Origin of the sequence: Methylobacillus caricis, assembly GCF_020532705.1 — a bacterium.
GTDB lineage: Bacteria > Pseudomonadota > Gammaproteobacteria > Burkholderiales > Methylophilaceae > Methylobacillus > Methylobacillus caricis.
This window is the reverse complement of the sequence record NZ_JAJAVD010000004.1, coordinates 365210-382730: the sequence shown is the minus strand read 5'-3', so window position 1 is coordinate 382730 and position 17521 is coordinate 365210. Positions and strand designations below refer to the sequence as shown.

Genomic DNA, 17521 nt, shown 5'->3' with positions numbered 1-17521 from the left:
TATTATAAGTGGCATTGATGCTAATTTAAAAACAATAATATGCTTTACTCGGTTTATAGTTGTTGTTAGCATCTAAAGTAAATTATTAAAAACGTTTGTAACTAACCGCAATAGAAAGGGAATTTCGTTTGAAATTCGACTTTTTTTCAGAGCGCGCAACGCCTCTGATTGGTGTGGATATCAGCTCCACCTCGGTCAAGATGGTGGAGCTGGCACAGGGGAGCAAGGGGGCTTATCACTTGCAGGGCTACGCCATTGCTTCCATTGCCAAGGATGCTGTGGTCGATGGCAATATCGTCGGCCTTGACCTGGTCGCGGATGCTGTCAAGCGAGCCTGGAAATTACTGTCTACGCGTGAAAAGAAAGTGGCGCTTGCCTTGCCTGCAGCCGCAGTGATCAGCAAAAAAGTGCTAATGCAAAGCGGCTTGCGTGAGGAGGACATGGAGTTCCAGGTCGAGGCTGAGGCCAACCAGTACATCCCCTTTTCCCTGGATGAAGTAAATATTGATTTCCAGGAGCTGGGGCCAGCCACGAACAATCCGAACGAAGTTGAGGTCCTGATCGCGGCTGCACGCAAGGAAAAAATCGAAGACAGGGTAGCAGCTGCCGAAGGCGCCGGGCTCAAGGTGGTGATTGTTGATGTGGAAACCTATGCCATTGAAGCAGCCTATGAGCTGGCCGCGAGCGCTTTGCCCAAAGCCGGAAAAGGGCAGACCGTCATGGTGGTGGATGTGGGTGCATTGATGATGCATGTCAATGTATTGCATGACAATCAGTCAGTACATACCCGTGAGCAGGCATTTGGTGGCTATCAATTATCTCTGGAAATCCAGCGTCGTTTCGGCGTTTCGCCAGAAGAGGCAGAGCTGGCCAAGAGAAATGGCGGTTTGCCTGAAAGTTATGAGGCTGAAGTGCTGCAGCCTTTTGTCCAGTCCCTGGCTCAGGAAGTGGTCCGCAGTTTGCAGTTTTTTACCAATTCCACACAGTACAACAAGGTTGACCAGATTCTTCTTGCCGGAGGTTGCGCAGCCATTCCTGGTGTTGCGGCGGCTGTGCAGGAAAGAACCCAGGTGAACACCGTAGTGGCAAACCCCTTCAACCATATGTCTATTAACCCTCGCCTGAAGCAGCAGCAGGTGGCGACGGATGCGCCAGCGCTGATGATTGCCTGTGGATTGGCATTGAGGAGGTTTGCCTGATGGTCCGGATTAACCTCTTACCGCATCGCCAGATTCGGCGTGCAGAGCGTCAGCGCCAGTTTAACTTGATGCTTGCTGTGACAGCAGCAGCAGGCGTTGCCATTGTATTTATGGGCAGCACCATTATCAGCAGCAGGCTTGATGAGCAGTTGAGCCGTAATGCTCGCCTGGAAGCTGCCAGTGCCAATCTGGACAAGCAAATTGAGGAAATCAAGGAGCTCAAGACCCAGATACGCAATGTGCTTGAACGCAAGCAGGTCGTTGAAAATCTCCAGCTCAATCGAAGCCAGGCAGTGATGCTGCTGGATGAAGTGAGCCGGCAAATGCCTGAAGGGATGTATCTTAAAGCCATCAAGCAGCAAGGCAGGGTTGTGACTCTCGAAGGGGTCGCTGACACCAATGCCCGGGTAGCGACACTGGTGCGCAACCTCTCAGGTTCCCAATGGCTGGAAACGCCGACCCTGGTCGAGATCAAGTCAGCTACGGTGAATGGCCTCAAGCAAAATAATTTTACCTTGACGGTACAGCTCAAGGCGCCGAAATCGCTTGAGGATGAAGCGGATGTCACGAAAGGCAGGCCAGCATGAACCTGCAGGAATTAAATAATATCGACCTCAATAATACCGGTAGCCTGCCGTTACCGGTCAAGGCCCTGTTGCTTGGCATTTTGCTGTTGGTACTGGTGATTGGCGGCTACTGGTTTTTCTGGAGCCCATCCCTGGAAGAGCTGGATCAGGCAAAAGCCAAGGAAAATGAGTTGCGCGAAACATTTCTTGCCAAGAAAAGGCAGGCCATCAACCTGGAAGCCTATAAGCAGCAGATGGTAGAGATTGAGCGTACCTTTGGAGCATTGGTCAAACAACTGCCTGATCGTTCCCAGATGGACGGCTTGCTGACCGACATCAATCAGGCCGGATTGGAAAGAGGGCTGGAGTTTGAATTGTTCAAGCCTGGCCAGGAGGTCATTGCCGATTTTTATGCAGAAATGCCAATCTCAATCAAGGTTACCGGGTCTTATCATGACCTGGGCGTATTTGCGACGGATATTGCCAGGCTGCCCCGCATTGTGACCCTGAACGATATTGTGGTTAACACGCCCAATAAAGATAGCAAGGATGCGCGCCTGGTCATTGAGGCTGTGGCCAAGACTTACCGTTATCTGGATGCCAATGAAATTGCCAGCAAGAAACAGGCAGAAAAGAAAGAGGCCAGGAAATGAGGCCAACCGAATTTGAAAGTGCGGGGGTCGCCAATGTGGTTGCGCAGGCAAGATATGGGGTGCTGGCATTCTGCTTGCTGCTTGCGGCCTGTGGTGATGGGCAAGGTGACGACCTTGATCATTTCATTCAGGATGCAGGCAAGGATATGCATGTACGAATTGAGCCTTTGCCAGAGGTGCAGCCCTATTCATCAGCTGTGTACAACCAAGATGGCCTGTTGAATGATCCGTTCAAGGCGAGAAAAGCCACTACAAGTCGCAGCAGCACTTTGCAGCCGAATATGAACCGCCCGCGTGAGCCTTTGGAGGCTTTTCCCCTGGAAAGCCTCAAGTTTGTAGGATCCCTGTCGAAGGAGAAATTGAAGTATGCGTTGATCCAGACGCCAGAAAATACAGTGCAGCAGGTCAAGATCGGTGGATACATGGGGCAGAATTTCGGAGTGGTGACAGACATTACCGAAGGTGGCGTGACGCTGAAAGAAATCATTCAGGATGAATTGAGCGGCGACTGGACAGAGCGTACTTCCAGCATTGAGTTGCAGGAATAAGGGTGAAAAAAATGAATATCATAAAATTGGCCACAAGGTTTTCTTACGTCATGGTGGCATTTATTGCGGGGATATCGGTGGCATATGCTGACGACCAGTCAGAGTTCGCCAATAAAATTGAAAAGATAGATTTTGTGGCGATGTCTGGCGGGCGTGTTGCTGTGCAAATCCAGACGACAAAACCGCTTGCCAATCCCCCCGCCGGATTTACCTTGAATAACCCTTCCAGGATTGCCCTTGATTTTCCTGCGATTGGCAATGGTTTGGGCAAGAATAGCTTGCAAGCAGGCCAGGGCGTACTGAAAACCGTCAATCTGGCGCAGGCAAAGGACAGAACCCGCTTGGTATTGAATCTTGCCAAGATGGTCGCTTACAACACCACGACGCAGGGCCGGGAGACTACCATCATCCTGCAAGCCAATGAGCTCAATGCAACAGCCAGCGGTGCGGTGTCAAGGTTTGCAGAAGCCAAGGCAGGAGAGCAGTTGCATAGCTTGAACAATATTGATTTTGTACGCGGCAAAAACGGTGAAGGCCGCATTATGGTGGACCTTTCCGATGCTTCTGCAGGCATTGATATCCGCCAGCAAGGCAAGACCGTGGTGGTGGATTTCATCAATACCGAGTTGCCCGCCAAGTTGCAGCGCCGCCTGAACGTGATCAATTTCAATACGCCGGTGTTGTATGTGGACGCGATGAAGCAAGGCAACAATACACGCCTGATCATTGAGCCGCAGGGATTGTGGGAGCAGTCCGCATACCAGGCTGACAAGCGTTTCATCATTGATATCAGACCTGTGGTTGAGGATCCGAACAAACTAGTGCAGGGTTCAAAGCCTGGCTATGCCGGTGAAAAACTCTCACTGAATTTTCAGAATATCGATGTGCGTTCCGTACTGCAGGTAATTGCAGACTTTACCGGTCTCAACATCGTCACCAGCGATACCGTGACCGGCAACCTGACCTTGCGTTTGAAAGACGTGCCGTGGGACCAGGCGCTGGATATCATCATGTCCAGCAAGGGGCTTACCCAGCGCAAGACCGGAAACGTGATCTGGGTGGCGCCTTCTGACGAAGTGGCTGCCAAGGAAAAACTCTTGCTCGAGGCCAGCCAGCAAATCGAGGAACTGGAGCCGATGCGTACTGAAGTCTTCACCTTGCGTTATCAAAAGGCCGAGGCGTTCAAGAACATTATCAGTGACAGCAAGCAGAAGATTCTTTCCAAGCGTGGTAGCGCAGTGGTGGATGCCAGGACCAACACGGTATTTGTCCAGGATACCTCCAAGCACCTGGAAGAAATCCAGCACATCATTAACAAGATTGACATTCCGATCAAGCAAGTCATGATCGAGTCGCGCCTCGTGATTGCCGATGAAAAATTTGGCAGAAGCCTGGGTGCGCGCTTTGGCGTGCAAAAGCAGCAGGCCAGTGGTGATACGCGCTATGGCAGCAGCGGAACCTTGGGCAATACCATTACTCAACGGACAACTGACCCGACCACAGGCGTGATTACCGAAACCATTGCAAATCGTGTCGGCTCCTCCACATTGGCAACCACTTCCATTCCAGGAACGGTTGGTGTGGGTGTCAGTGCCGATGGCGCGCAGGACCTCAACGTGAACCTGCCGGTGGCCAATGCCTTTGGTAACTTTGCCTTCAGCTTGTTCCGTTTGCCTGCCGGTTTCCTGCTCAATCTTGAGTTGTCGGCCCTGGAAACCGATCAGCGCGGCAAGATTGTATCAAGTCCGCGTGTGACAACGGCCAACCAACAGAAAGCTATTATTGAGCAAGGGACACAAATTCCGTTCCAGCAGGCAACCAGCAGTGGCGCGACAGCAGTCCAGTTCAAGAATGCCTCGCTGAGCCTGGAAGTCACGCCGCAAATTACCCCCGATGAAAAAATCATCATGGACCTGGAAGTGAAAAAGGATAAGGTCGGCCAGATATTCGCCAGTGTACCGTCGATCGATACCCAGCGGGTGCAGACCCAGGTTCTGGTTGCCAATGGCGAGACAGCCGTGCTGGGGGGCATTTATGAGCAAACAGAGCGTAATGATGTAGATAAGGTCCCATTCTTTGGTGATCTGCCTTTCATCGGGAATGTCTTCAAACGCAGGACGAAACAGAATGACAAGACTGAACTCTTGATCTTTATTACCCCTAAAGTGATGGATGAGAATCTTTCAGTCCGATAGTCATATCTGACATCTGCGCTGGTTTCCCTTAAAATGCTCACCATGCAAATGGCGGGCATTTTTTATGGCAGGAAATATTTTCTTTGTAGGATTGATGGGGGCGGGGAAGACAACCATAGGCCGTATTATTGCCAGGCATCTGGATAAAACTTTTTATGACACCGATCACGAGATCGAGCGGCGTACTGGTGTCACGATTCCTGTTATTTTCGAAGTGGAAAAAGAGGATGGTTTTCGCAGGCGCGAAGCGAGTGTGATTGACGAGTTGGTCAACATGCAGAATATTGTGCTGGCAACTGGTGGCGGGGCGGTCTTGTTGCCTGAGAACCGGGATAACCTGAAACAAAACGGTGTCGTGATCTACCTGCGCGCCAATGTGCATGAATTGTGGTTGCGGACCCGCAACGACAAGAACAGGCCGTTGTTGCAAGGCGATAACCCCCGAAAGAAACTGGAGCAGCTTTTTGCGCAACGTGATCCGTTGTACAGGGAGGTAGCTTCCATTGTTGTGGATACTGGCGGACAGCCGGTCAGTGCCATCGTGCACCAGATCGAACAGAAACTTAACCATCTCTAGAGTGATATGCAGACATTAAACGTTGACCTGGGAGATCGCTCCTACCCCATCCATATCGGCAGAAATCTGTTAGGCCAGGCCGACTTGATACTGCCCCACCTCAAACGCAAGCAGGTGGCAGTCGTGACCAATACGACAGTTGCTCCTTTGTATCTGGAAAAGTTTTCCCAGCCTTTACGCGATGCTGGTGTTTCGGTGATTCCTATCATTCTGCCGGATGGCGAAGCATACAAAAACTCGGAAACCCTGAACCTGATTTACGATGCGCTGCTGGAAAACCGCTGCGAGCGCAGTACTACCGTAATTGCGCTTGGTGGTGGCGTGATTGGTGATCTGACAGGCTATGCTGCGGCAACCTACCTGCGAGGCGTACCGTTTATCCAGGTGCCCACAACCCTGTTATCCCAGGTCGATTCCTCCGTGGGTGGCAAGACAGGTATCAACCATCCGCTGGGCAAGAATATGATAGGCGCGTTCTATCAACCGCAACTGGTGCTTGCCGATCTTGATACGCTGGCTACATTGCCGGAGCGCGAGCTTTCTGCCGGATTGGCTGAAGTCATCAAATATGGCCTGATTCGCGATATCGAGTTTTTCTCCTGGCAGGAAGCCAATATGCAAAAGCTGATGGCCCTGGATACGGAAGCCATGAGTTATGCCATTTACCGCTCCTGCCAGAACAAGGCAGAAGTGGTGGCGGTTGATGAACGTGAGTCTGGCGAGCGGGCATTGCTCAACCTGGGGCATACCTTTGGCCATGCAATAGAAAATGCCATGGGATACGGTGTATGGCTGCACGGTGAAGCTGTGGCTGCCGGTACCATGATGGCAGCTGATCTTTCCCGGCGTTTGGGTTGGCTGGATAAATCCGATATTACGCGGATTGCCAATATTTTTGCCGAGGCCAGATTGCCGGTACAGGCGCCAGATCTGGGTGTGGAGCGTTATCTTGACCTGATGGGGCTGGATAAAAAGGTGGTTGATGGAAAAATCCGCCTGGTATTGCAGCAAGGCATAGGCAAGTCGGTCGTGAGCAGCGACTATGATGCAGCGCTATTGAGGCAGACCCTGGCATTGGCGGCATGAGCCAATTAAAGTCATACGCAGCCGATCCGCTGAATAGTCGCGGCAGGTTGCATGATGAGCCTGCGCCGGCTACCCGCAATCAATTTCAGCGTGACCGTGATCGCATCATTCATTCCAGCGCCTTTCGTCGCCTGGAGTACAAAACCCAGGTGTTCGTCAACCATGAGGGCGACCTGTTTCGCACCCGTCTCACCCATAGTCTGGAAGTTGCCCAGATTGGGCGTGCCATAGCGCGCAACCTTGGTTTACATGAAGATCTGATAGAAGGCATAGCGCTGGCGCATGATCTTGGGCACACGCCTTTTGGCCATGCCGGACAGGATGCATTGAATGATTGCATGCGCGAGCATGGCGGTTTTGAGCACAACCTGCAATCCTTGCGGGTTGTCGATCATCTTGAGCAGCGTTATGCCGAGTTCGATGGCTTGAACCTGACTTTTGAAGTGCGCGAAGGCATACTGAAGCATTGCTCTATCAACAATGCCAGGTTGTTGGGAGAAGTGGGCGAGCGCTTCATTCAGAAAACGCAGCCTTCATTGGAGGCACAGGTAGCCAATTTGGCAGATGAAATTGCCTACAATAATCACGATGTTGATGATGGTTTGCGTTCCGGCCTGGTGACGCTGGATCAACTTGCGGAAGTCCGGGTGTTTGCCGAGCACCTTGCACTGGTGCGCCAGAAATATCCAAGCCTGACTGGCCGCAGGCTGGTGCATGAAACCGTCCGTCGCATGATTCATACCCTGGTGGTTGACCTTTGCCAGCAGACCAACCTGAATATTGCCGCACATCAACCCCATACCGTCGACGATATACGCCAGCTCCCGCCTTTAATTGACTTTAGTGAGTCTATGCGGGAACAACAGCTTGAGCTCAAGCGCTTCCTGCGGGTAAACCTCTACCAGCATTATCGTGTTAATCGCATGACTTCCAAGGCCAGGCGGATCATTCGAGAATTATTTGGCGCTTTTATCAATGAGCCAGGCCTTTTACCTCCTGAATACCAGCCTGCATCCAGACCGGACAAAGCACGGGCCATTGCGGACTATATCGCAGGCATGACGGATCGCTACGCCATCCGCGAATATCAACGCATATTCTCCATATCTGAGCGGGAACTTTAGCTTTTTCATATAACTGGTTCAGATATATTGTTTTTCCTGTTCAGTATTCTTGGAAATTTCGATGTTGTTGCAAAATAACAACACAAATCCCCGCATATCCTAAAAAAAACCACATCTTTGCTTGCGGTCTTTCAAGCGGCTTTGGCATACTGCCCATAACTTCTTTCAATAGAAGTCCGCGAAATACTCTTGAAGTGGTTGATAAAAAACCGCACGAGAGCTAACTAAAACGCATTAGGAGATATACATGAACAAGAAACTAGGCTTGGCAGTTGCCGGTGCTGTATTGGCATTTGGCGCTTCCGCAGCAAACGCAGGTATCATCATTCCAGCAGGTGACTGGACTGTAGATATCGGTGGTAACGTTAATACTTACTACACCAACACTCGCTTCTCTGGCGATGCTTTCGCTGGTGTAGCTAGGAAAAACCAAGTTTCCACAGGTCTGTTGCCATCCGCTCTGGGCATTGGTGCTAAGACCCGTCAAAACGATCTGGATATCGCATTCCAGTTCACATTTTTCGTTGGCGCAAACGGTGAAGAAGGTTTTGGTACTACAGGTTCCGCAGGTCCTAATTACCAAAGCCGTGCAGGTGGTGGCAACTCCATCAACATTCGTCAAGCTTACCTGACTTTCGGTGATGCTTCCTGGGGTACTATCAAGGCTGGTCGTGACCTCGGTCTGTTCGGTTCCGATGCTATCCTGTCTGACATGACTCTGTTGGGTGTTGGTGTTGGTGCAGGTGGTCCTGGTAACTCCACATTGGGTCGTATCGGTTCAGGTTATGTATACGCTGACTGGATCGGTCAAATTCAATATGCATCCCCTAACTGGAACGGTTTCAGCTTTGCTGTAGCTGCTCGTGAAGGCCTGCGTAATGACGGTGTTCTTCTTACTACTGCGACTGCTGATGACAAGACAGAACTTGGCTTCGATGGTAAGGTTAGCTATGAGTGGGCTGGTGACTTTTCCGGTAAGGTTTGGGCAGGTTTCATTACTCAGAAGCATAACAACTCTACAACAGGCGATTACCGTTCACGCGGTTATGACCTTGGCGGTAAGATCAACGTAGCTGATTTCGGTTTGGTTGGTTACTACTATGATGGTAAGGGTCTGGATATTCAGACTGGCGGTCAACTGGGTGGTCTGCAATTCTTGGGTGGTAACAAGTCCGACGACAAGGGTGGTTATGTTCAAGCAACATACAAGCTGCCACAAGTTGGTACCAAGCTGGGTGTTTCCTACGGTATCTCCAAGTCTGATAACAGCAGCAGTTCGATTTACAATCCAGGTGTAGACTTTGAAAACAAGTCTTGGATTGTTGGCGCTTATCATCCTCTGACCAAGAGCCTGAACCTGGTTGCAGAATATGCACATCAAAAGGTTGAGGCAAGCAATACCGCAGCTGGTAATGTTGACGGCAAGGCCAAGACTATCAGCTTGGGCGCAATCCTGTTCTTCTAGGATTAAATCGTAAGATTTAGTTTAGAACACAGTAAGCGTAAAAACGGCACCTTAGGGTGCCGTTTTTTTATTGTCTGGAGCTTTAAGAAGTTGGAGATTAAGGCTGAGAGAATTGCTCCAGTGATGGTTATTCGGTTATTCGTCTATTCCCAGTTCCTGGATTTTCCGGGTTAAAGTATTGCGGCCCATGCCCAGTTGCGTAGCAGCCTCAATCCGGCGTCCACCTGTGTGTTGCAGGGCTTTGGTGATAAGGATGCGTTCAAACTCGTGGGTGCGGCTTTCCAGGATTTCCTGTTCCCCGCGGTTTAGCGCATCTGTGACTTCTGAGCCCAATGCTTCCTGCCAGGATGTGGTGCCGTTTGGCTTGGCCGCATCTTCTTTCAGTTCTGGTGGTAGGTCAGCCACGTCTATGTTTTGCCCTGGGGCCATGACGGTCAGCCAGTGGCAGACATTTTCCAGTTGGCGTACATTGCCGCTCCAGCTCAAGGTGGCGAGGTAACGCAGGGCGGCAGCTGAAGGCTGTTTTGCTTCTACACCCAACTCACGCGCGCTATGCTGCAGGAAGTGTTTGACCAGCAGGTGGATGTCTTCGCGGCGTTCGCGCAGTGGTGGCAGGCGCAGGCGGATGACGTTCAGCCTGTGGAACAAGTCCTCGCGGAACAAGCCCAACTTGACGCGCTCTTCAAGGTCCTGGTGCGTCGCGGCAATGATACGTACGTTGACCTTGACCGGTTGGTGACCACCGACGCGGTAGAACTGTCCGTCACACAAGACGCGCAGTAAGCGCGTTTGCAAGTCTGATGGCATGTCCCCGATTTCATCCAGGAACAAGGTGCCGCCATCGGCCTGCTCAAAGCGGCCCCGCCTTGCTGCCTGGGCGCCGGTAAATGCGCCGCGCTCGTGGCCAAACAATTCTGATTCCAGCAGGTCTTTGGGGATAGCTGCGGTGTTGATGGCGATAAAAGGCTTGTCAACGCGCGGGCTGTGCCTGTGCAATGCGCTGGCGACCAGTTCCTTGCCGGTGCCGGATTCTCCATTGATCAGCACGGTGGAGTGCGAGCGGCTCAAGCGTCCGATAGCACGAAAAACTTCCTGCATGGCAGGTGCCTGGCCAATGATTTCCGGTGTTTCTTCCTGTGCGACGACTTCTGTCGCCTGACGCATGCTTTCTTCAACTGCACGGCGAATGATCTCTATCGCCTGGTCTACATCAAATGGCTTGGCCAGGTATTCAAAAGCACCGCCCTGAAATGCGGCCACTGCACTTTCGAGGTCAGAATAGGCTGTCATGATGATGACGGGAATTTCAGGGTAACGTTGCTTGATCTCGTGCAGGAAATCCAGACCCGAGCCATTGGGCATGCGGATGTCGCTCACGACTACCTGTGGTTCTTCACGTGAAAGCGCATTGAGCGCTTCTGGTACCGATGCGAAAGTCTTGAAGTCCATGTCGGTACGAGCCAGTGCTTTTTCAAATACCCAGCGTATGGATTTATCGTCGTCTATGATCCAGATCGGTTTCATGGTGTGTGCCTGTTGGTTGGTTTCTATTTTTATTGAATGATGATGAATTCAACAATAACTATTGCCGTGGAATAAATGCCTTCATGGCAGTGCTTTCTATTGGCAGCAGGATGGTAAAGCAGGTTTTTCCTGCCTCACTTTCACATTCAATCATGCCATGGTGTTGGGTGATGAACGTCTGGGCCAGGGTCAGGCCCAGGCCTGTGCCGCCTTCACGCCCAGAAACCAGGGGGTAAAAAATCCGTTCGCGGATTTCTGATGTGATACCGGGGCCGTTGTCTATGATTTGCAGCTTGATGGCAACCCGATAACGCTGTTTTGCAAGCGTGACCTGGCGTGCTGCGCGCGTTCTTAGGATAATCTCAGGGGCTGCTATGCCCGGCGTGTTCTGCATGGCTTGTACCGCGTTGCGTGCAATGTTGAGCACCGCCTGGATAAGCTTTTCACGGTCTCCTATCAGTTCAGGCAGGCTGGTATCGTAATCGCGCCGGATATTGATGCCGCGCGGCGATTCAGCCAGTAGCAGGCTACGAACACGCTCCAGAACTTCATGAATGTTCGTGGGTTCATATTTGGGAACGCGATGCGGCACCAACAGCCGGTCCATCAGCAATTGCAGGCGATCTGCCTCCTTGATGATGACCTGGGTATATTCGCGCAGGCTGACTTGCGGCAGTTCGTGTTCCAGCAACTGTGCCGCACCCCGTAATCCCCCAAGCGGGTTGCGTATCTCATGGGCCAGGTTGCGCAACAGTTCGGCGTTGGCCTGCTGTTGAATCAGCATGCGTTCTTCGCGTGCAATGCGCAACTGCTGATCCATATGCTGGAATTCCAGAACGAGGCAGGCCGGGGTCAGGTCAACCGGGGTTACTGTGCAGGTGACAGCAAAAGATTGCTGGCGCAGGGTCGTAATCGGAAACTCATGCTCCCGGAACGGACTATGATGGGTAATAGCATGCTCAACGGCGGAATCCAGGATGTCACATCCAGGAAAGACCTGGAAAATAGGCAGGCCTGCAATCTGTTTTGCGCTAATGGCAAACAGAACTTCTGCACCGGGATTGGCGTAAACAACATGGCGATTCTGGTCCAGCAGGATAACGGCGGTCGCTAAATGTTCAAGGCCGGCGAATGAGGGGGGAATTGTATGTACCATGGCTTATGATAAGCAAAAGCCAGGCCAGCCAGACTCGCTATTTAAAAGCGTCCAGCTCTTTCTGTAAAAGCTGCACGTTTCTTTCATGCGCATCTACATCGGCCTGCAAGCGCTGCATTTTTTCCTCGAATTTAACCACGTTGCGGTAAGTTTTCCCGTTGGCTCCCCGGTAAACCTCGGGTTTGGATTCGCCTTCGGCATAAGCTTTTTTGGCATCCTCCAGCGCTGATTTCTCGGCCTCCAGTTCATCCAACAGTATTTTCTTGCGTTGATCGTCGCGTTTTTTCTGGGTCTGGCTGTCCACGCGCGGGAAATCGCTTGGTGTCGCTTGCGGCTTTGGTCTGCTGGGTTGAGTGCTGGCTGGAGGCGGAGGATCTATTTCCAGTTTTGAAGCGCCCTTGCTGGGAACATTTGAATACGTGACGTGACCATTTTCATCAACACTTTTATAAATGGCTGCATAGGCCGTATGGGTCAGGGACAAGCAGGAGAGCCATGCTAAGAGGTGGATGAGCGATTTTTTCATGCGATTCAGTTTAGTGCAGAACCCGGGTACAGGCAATCTGCACTTCATAGGTTGCTTATAAAACACACACAATAAAAAAGGCGGGTTTCCCCGCCTTTTCCATGATCGCTTTTACTGGCGATTAAACGCTGTAGTACATGCTGAACTCTACTGGGTGTGGAGTCTGGCGCAGCTTGGTGACTTCTTCCATCTTGAGGTCGATGTAGCTGTTGATCCAGTCTTCGGAGAACACACCGCCGCGGGTCAGGAACTCGCGATCCTTGTCCAGGGCTTCAAGTGCCTGTTCCAGAGAAGATGCCACTGTCGGGATTGCTGCATCTTCTTCTGGTGGCAGATGGTAGAGGTCCTTGGTTGCAGGCTCACCTGGGTGAATCTTGTTCTGCACGCCATCAAGGCCGGCCATCAGCAGGGCACTGAACGCCAGGTATGGGTTGGCAGTTGGGTCTGGGAAACGGGCTTCAATACGACGTGCCTTGTCGGAATGTACGAAAGGAACGCGGATGGAAGCAGAGCGGTTCTTGGCTGAATAGGCCAGTTTCACTGGAGCCTCAAAGCCCGGTACCAAGCGCTTGTAGGAGTTGGTGCCAGGATTTGTGATGGCGTTCAGTGCACGCGCGTGCTTGATGATGCCGCCGATGTAGTAGAGGGCGAAATCACTCAGACCAGCATAGCCATTGCCTGCGAACAGGTTCTTGCCATCTTTCCATACGGATTGGTGGACGTGCATGCCTGAACCGTTATCACCGAAAATAGGCTTGGGCATGAATGTAGCAGTCTTGCCGTATGCGTGCGCTGTATTCAGTACGACATACTTGAGGATCTGGGTCCAGTCAGCGCGTTGAACCAGGGTGCTGAACTTGGTGCCGATTTCACATTGGCCGGCAGTAGCGACTTCGTGGTGGTGCACCTCTACAGGCACACCCAGCTCTTCCAGGGCCACTACCATGGCGGAACGGATGTCGTGCAGGGAGTCGATTGGAGGAACAGGGAAGTAGCCACCCTTGACGCCAGGACGGTGACCAGTGTTGCCGCCCTCAAATTTCTCACCGGAAGCCCATGCAGCTTCTTCTGAATTGATCTTGACGAAGCTGCCGCTCATATCAACTGACCAGTTGATTGAATCGAAAATGAAGAATTCTGGCTCTGGGCCGAAGAATGCTGTATCGCCGATACCGCTGGACTTGAGGTAAGCTTCAGCACGTTTTGCCAGGCTACGTGGGCAACGGTCATAACCCTTGCCGTCTGTTGGGTCGATGACGTCACAGGTCAGAATCAGTGTTGGCTCGTCCATGAATGGATCGATGTTGGCAGTGTCAGGGTCAGGCATCAACTGCATATCGGAGGCTTGAATGCCCTTCCATCCAGCAATGGAGGAACCATCGAAGGCGTGACCTTCGGTAAATTTGTCTTCGTCGAATGCGGAAACAGGCACGGTTACGTGTTGTTCCTTGCCTTTGGTGTCGGTAAAGCGAAAATCGACGAACTTAATGTCGTTTTCCTTTACGAGTTTTAATACGTCGGCCACCGCCATTTGATTCTCCTAGCTCTTTTATCTGAATTAAGAAGGGTTGTTGAAGCACTATGCTTGACACATTCCACTAGCAGGAACTGTGCCATGAAAAAAATGCAGATTATCATTTTCACACATACGCTTATAAAAGAGAACAGCGTTGTTATGCACCAAAATATTGCGTTGATTGATTTTTATGCACCATAAAAGTGCTTGATCGTTTGAGGTGGAATTAAGGCTATACTTTCAACACTTTTAGCAGTAAGGATGATGATCATGGAAAGCTTAACGACCATTTTACAAAACGCAAGACAACGGGCTGAACAAAACGGCTTGCCCTATGCAGGTGCCTTGACGCCGGCAGAGGCAAAAAAAGTGCTTGATCTGGCACCCTCATCCAAGCTGGTGGATGTGCGCACGCGTGCCGAGCTTGAGCTGGTAGGCCGTGTGCCGGGCGCGACGCATATCGAATGGGCATTTTACCCAGGGATGGTTGCCAACCCGGACTTTCTCTCACAACTGAATATGCAGGTGGATCATGAGGCGCTGGTGATGTTCCTGTGCCGCACCGGCGGGCGTTCCCATAATGCGGCGGTAGTGGCTACCCAGGCTGGATATACCGAGGCCTTCAATATCCTGGAAGGATTCGAGGGCGAATCTACCGCAGATACCAAGCAGCGCGGCCGCATCAATGGATGGAAAGCTGCTGGCTTGCCATGGACGAATGCCTGAGACTGACGCATGGATTATTACGCGGTCATCGGCCATCCGGTTGAGCATAGTAAATCACCCTTGATACACCAGGCATTTGCAAAACAAACGGGGCAGGTGCTTGAATACAACAAGGTGTTGGCACCTTTGGATGGTTTTGCGGCAACCGTGGCTCAGTTACATGCCGATGGGTACAAGGGTGCCAACGTCACCGTGCCTTTCAAGTTCGAGGCTTATGCGCTGGCAGACCAGTTGACCACGCGTGCACTAAATGCGGGCGCTGTGAATACGCTCTCATTTCTGCCTGACGGCGTGCTGGGCGACAATACTGATGGCATTGGTTTGGTGCAGGATATTTTGCACAATCTTGAATTCCCCTTACAGGGCAAGCGCGTGCTCCTGCTTGGGGCGGGCGGTGCTGCAGAAGGTGTGCTATATCCCTTGCTGGAGCAGGCGCCTTCCCTGTTGTGTATTGCCAACCGTACCCATGACAAGGCAACCGCCATGGCTGCACGTGCACAAAAACAGCATGGCGAGTCGAGAATTGAAGTACACAGTTTTGAAGCATTGACTGGGGAGGCATTTGACCTGGTGATTAATGCTACCTCCAGCGGCTTGAGCAATGAGGCCATGCCATTGCCTGCAGGGTTGTTTGCGCCACAGGCATTGGCGTATGACATGATGTATGGCCGTGAAACGCCTTTTATTGCGTATGCAAGGCAAGAAAAAGTGCAACATATTGCGGATGGCCTGGGCATGCTGGTCGAGCAGGCTGCGGAAGCATTCTATAGCTGGCGCAAGGTGCGTCCACTGACGGCGCCAGTGATCAAGCAGCTACGGTCATGAGCCTCAAGCGGGTATTCTGGCACCTCTTACTGGCGTTGATGGTGTTTGTAGTGTTGTATCAGTTATGGATATTCCTGCACATCTGCTGGTGGGTTGAGCATAACCCATCCAGCAGCGCATTCATGCGGACTGGTCTGCAAACCCTGCGCGATGACAATCCGGATGCCAGGTTGCAGCATCAGTGGGTAGAGTATCGCAAGATTTCAAACAATCTCAAGCGAGCGGTCGTGGCTTCAGAGGATGCCAAATTCATAGATCATGAAGGCTTCGATTGGGATGGTATCCAGAAGGCATATGAGAAGAACTGGCAAAAGGGGCGCATCGTTGCTGGCGGTTCCACTATCAGCCAGCAATTAGCCAAGAATCTTTTCCTTTCTACCGGGCGCACACCATGGCGCAAACTGGAAGAGGCGGCGATTACCTGGATGCTGGAACGCATGATGAGCAAGCGCAGGATTTTTGAAATATATCTCAATGTCATCGAGTGGGGTAACGGCGTATTCGGGGCCGAGGCTGCCGCGCGACATTACTATAAAACCAGCGCTGCCAACTTGAGTGCCTACCAGGCAGCCAAACTAGCGGCCATGATCCCCAATCCGCGCTATTACGACAAGCATCGCGAAGCTCGTGGCCTGATACGCAAGACCGGCATCATACAGGCGCGAATGCGCTATGCCGTCATACCTCAGTAGCTTATTTCCCGCATAGCGTATCCTCCTCCTTGCGGGATGCCTCTTTATCGCTTTATCCTCACTCACCCCTCGGACTAGTCAGGAACTACCCCAGAATTTCATTCAAGCGACTTATGCCGGATGCAGTATAGCGTCCAGCATTAATCTAACAAGTCAATTGAACGGTTCAATTTAAAGGGGTAAGAAAAAATGATTGCACGTACCTTGGTGTTTTTTGCCGGGCTTTCCATGTCTTTGCTGGCGTTCGCCCAGCCTTCTCTCAATCTTGCAGGCTATACGCTGGGTTACCAGTTCAGGCTGCCTGGGCAGCCCGGCATGGCCGCAGAAGCATCGGCAATTACCTACAACTGGGATACCGGCACTTTGTTTGTTGTCGGCGACGAGGCCGAGGCCATCGTGGAAGTGACCAAAACCGGCGAGGTGGTGGGTTCCATGAAGCTTAGTGGTTTTGACGATACCGAGGCGCTGACGTATATAGGCAATGGCCAGTTTGCACTGGGCGAAGAACGTACGCAAAGCCTGTTCAAGATTACTTACCAGGCCGATACCACAGTAAGCCGCCTCGATAGCCTGCCAGCTTATTCATTCGGCGCTTACAGCAATAATGAGGGATTGGAAGGTATCAGCTGGGATCCGCGCGATAACACCTTCATCGCGGTCAAGGAAAAGAATCCGCAGGCCATCTATAACGCCAGTATCGATTTCAATGATGGTAGCGGCAGCCACGGTATTCTGTTCAATGCCTCTTTGCTGGGCGTGCTTGATCTGGCGGATGTACAGGTATTGGCTACCGTGCCTTCCTTCCTTGGCACTGGCCTTGAAGACAATCTGCTGGTGATCAGCCAGGAATCGCGCTTGCTGCTTGAGGTTACCCGCACGGGCGAAATCCTTGGCTCCATTGATCTGCGTTTCCTCACCGGTACCGCGGAAGGCGTCACCATCGATGAAAACGGCATTATCTATATCACCCAAGAGCAACCGGGAGTGTTTGTGTTCCTGCCCCCAACACCAGCCGTGCCTGAGCCAGAAACATATGCATTGATGCTGGCAGGTTTGGGCTTGCTGGGTTTTGCTGCACGCCGTCGTCGTAATGATCCGAGTGTTTTGTAGTTCCTGTGTTGTACCCCATTAATATTCTTAAAT

17 protein-coding genes are annotated in these 17521 nt (G+C 51.7%); 13 read left to right on the top strand and 4 right to left on the bottom strand.

The window, feature by feature from the left end:
• Positions 1–128: 128 nt before the first annotated feature.
• The 9 genes from LG200_RS12195 (at position 129) to LG200_RS12155 (ending at position 9413) form a co-directional block, all read left to right on the top strand.
• The gene (locus tag LG200_RS12195; protein ID WP_226757899.1) at positions 129–1199 is read left to right on the top strand and encodes a pilus assembly protein PilM; all 1071 of its coding nucleotides are present in this window, start codon (positions 129–131) and stop codon (positions 1197–1199) included.
• Positions 1199–1786 carry a PilN domain-containing protein gene (locus LG200_RS12190; protein ID WP_226757898.1) on the top strand — a complete coding sequence of 196 codons (588 nt, stop codon included), beginning with the start codon at positions 1199–1201 and terminating at the stop codon, positions 1784–1786. The genes LG200_RS12195 and LG200_RS12190 overlap by 1 nt, the downstream gene beginning before the upstream one ends.
• On the top strand, positions 1783–2418 hold the full coding sequence (gene pilO / locus LG200_RS12185; protein WP_226757897.1) for a type IV pilus inner membrane component PilO: 636 nt from the start codon (positions 1783–1785) through the stop codon (positions 2416–2418). The genes LG200_RS12190 and pilO overlap by 4 nt, the downstream gene beginning before the upstream one ends.
• Positions 2415–2966: a pilus assembly protein PilP gene (locus tag LG200_RS12180; RefSeq protein ID WP_226757896.1), complete on the top strand. Its 552-nt coding sequence runs from the start codon at positions 2415–2417 to the stop codon at positions 2964–2966. Before pilO ends, LG200_RS12180 begins: the two co-directional genes overlap by 4 nt.
• 11 nt (positions 2967–2977) lie before the next feature.
• Complete coding sequence (gene pilQ, locus LG200_RS12175) at positions 2978–5161, top strand: type IV pilus secretin PilQ (RefSeq protein ID WP_226757895.1); 2184 nt, start codon at positions 2978–2980, stop codon at positions 5159–5161.
• Positions 5162–5225: 64 nt separating this feature from the next.
• Positions 5226–5738 (top strand): shikimate kinase AroK, encoded by a 513-nt coding sequence (gene aroK / locus LG200_RS12170; RefSeq protein ID WP_226757894.1) that lies wholly within the window; start codon positions 5226–5228, stop codon positions 5736–5738.
• A 6-nt stretch (positions 5739–5744) separates the two neighbouring features.
• Positions 5745–6824 carry a 3-dehydroquinate synthase gene (aroB, locus tag LG200_RS12165; protein WP_226757893.1) on the top strand — a complete coding sequence of 360 codons (1080 nt, stop codon included), beginning with the start codon at positions 5745–5747 and terminating at the stop codon, positions 6822–6824.
• Positions 6821–7948, top strand: a complete 1128-nt coding sequence (locus tag LG200_RS12160; protein WP_226757892.1) for a deoxyguanosinetriphosphate triphosphohydrolase — start codon at positions 6821–6823, stop codon at positions 7946–7948. The genes aroB and LG200_RS12160 overlap by 4 nt, the downstream gene beginning before the upstream one ends.
• Positions 7949–8195: 247 nt before the next feature.
• Positions 8196–9413: a porin gene (locus LG200_RS12155; RefSeq protein WP_226757891.1), complete on the top strand. Its 1218-nt coding sequence runs from the start codon at positions 8196–8198 to the stop codon at positions 9411–9413.
• Positions 9414–9548: 135 nt separating this feature from the next.
• Here the strand turns inward: LG200_RS12155 and ntrC are convergent, their stop codons facing one another.
• From ntrC to glnA, 4 genes are all read right to left on the bottom strand, one after another.
• On the bottom strand, positions 9549–10937 hold the full coding sequence (ntrC, locus tag LG200_RS12150; RefSeq protein WP_226757890.1) for a nitrogen regulation protein NR(I): 1389 nt from the start codon (positions 10935–10937) through the stop codon (positions 9549–9551).
• 58 nt (positions 10938–10995) lie between these two features.
• Positions 10996–12093 (bottom strand): nitrogen regulation protein NR(II), encoded by a 1098-nt coding sequence (gene glnL, locus LG200_RS12145; protein ID WP_226757889.1) that lies wholly within the window; start codon positions 12091–12093, stop codon positions 10996–10998.
• A gap of 37 nt (positions 12094–12130) precedes the next feature.
• Complete coding sequence (locus LG200_RS12140) at positions 12131–12619, bottom strand: DUF4124 domain-containing protein (RefSeq protein WP_226757888.1); 489 nt, start codon at positions 12617–12619, stop codon at positions 12131–12133.
• A 121-nt stretch (positions 12620–12740) separates the two neighbouring features.
• On the bottom strand, positions 12741–14150 hold the full coding sequence (gene glnA, locus LG200_RS12135) for a type I glutamate--ammonia ligase (protein ID WP_226757887.1): 1410 nt from the start codon (positions 14148–14150) through the stop codon (positions 12741–12743).
• 255 nt (positions 14151–14405) lie between these two features.
• Here glnA and LG200_RS12130 point away from each other — a divergent pair, with 255 nt between their 5' ends.
• The 4 genes from LG200_RS12130 to LG200_RS12115 all read left to right on the top strand — a co-directional run bounded on the left by LG200_RS12130 (position 14406) and on the right by LG200_RS12115 (position 17488).
• On the top strand, positions 14406–14861 hold the full coding sequence (locus LG200_RS12130; RefSeq protein ID WP_226757886.1) for a rhodanese-like domain-containing protein: 456 nt from the start codon (positions 14406–14408) through the stop codon (positions 14859–14861).
• Between the two features lie 9 nt (positions 14862–14870).
• Entirely contained in the window at positions 14871–15686 is an 816-nt protein-coding gene (gene aroE, locus LG200_RS12125; protein ID WP_226757885.1) for a shikimate dehydrogenase, read from the top strand.
• A complete protein-coding gene (gene mtgA, locus LG200_RS12120) occupies positions 15683–16378 on the top strand; it encodes a monofunctional biosynthetic peptidoglycan transglycosylase (RefSeq protein ID WP_226757884.1) in 696 nt (231 codons plus the stop codon). The genes aroE and mtgA overlap by 4 nt, the downstream gene beginning before the upstream one ends.
• A 189-nt stretch (positions 16379–16567) precedes the next feature.
• Positions 16568–17488, top strand: a complete 921-nt coding sequence (locus tag LG200_RS12115) for an SdiA-regulated domain-containing protein (RefSeq protein WP_226757883.1) — start codon at positions 16568–16570, stop codon at positions 17486–17488.
• Positions 17489–17521 lie beyond the last annotated feature (33 nt).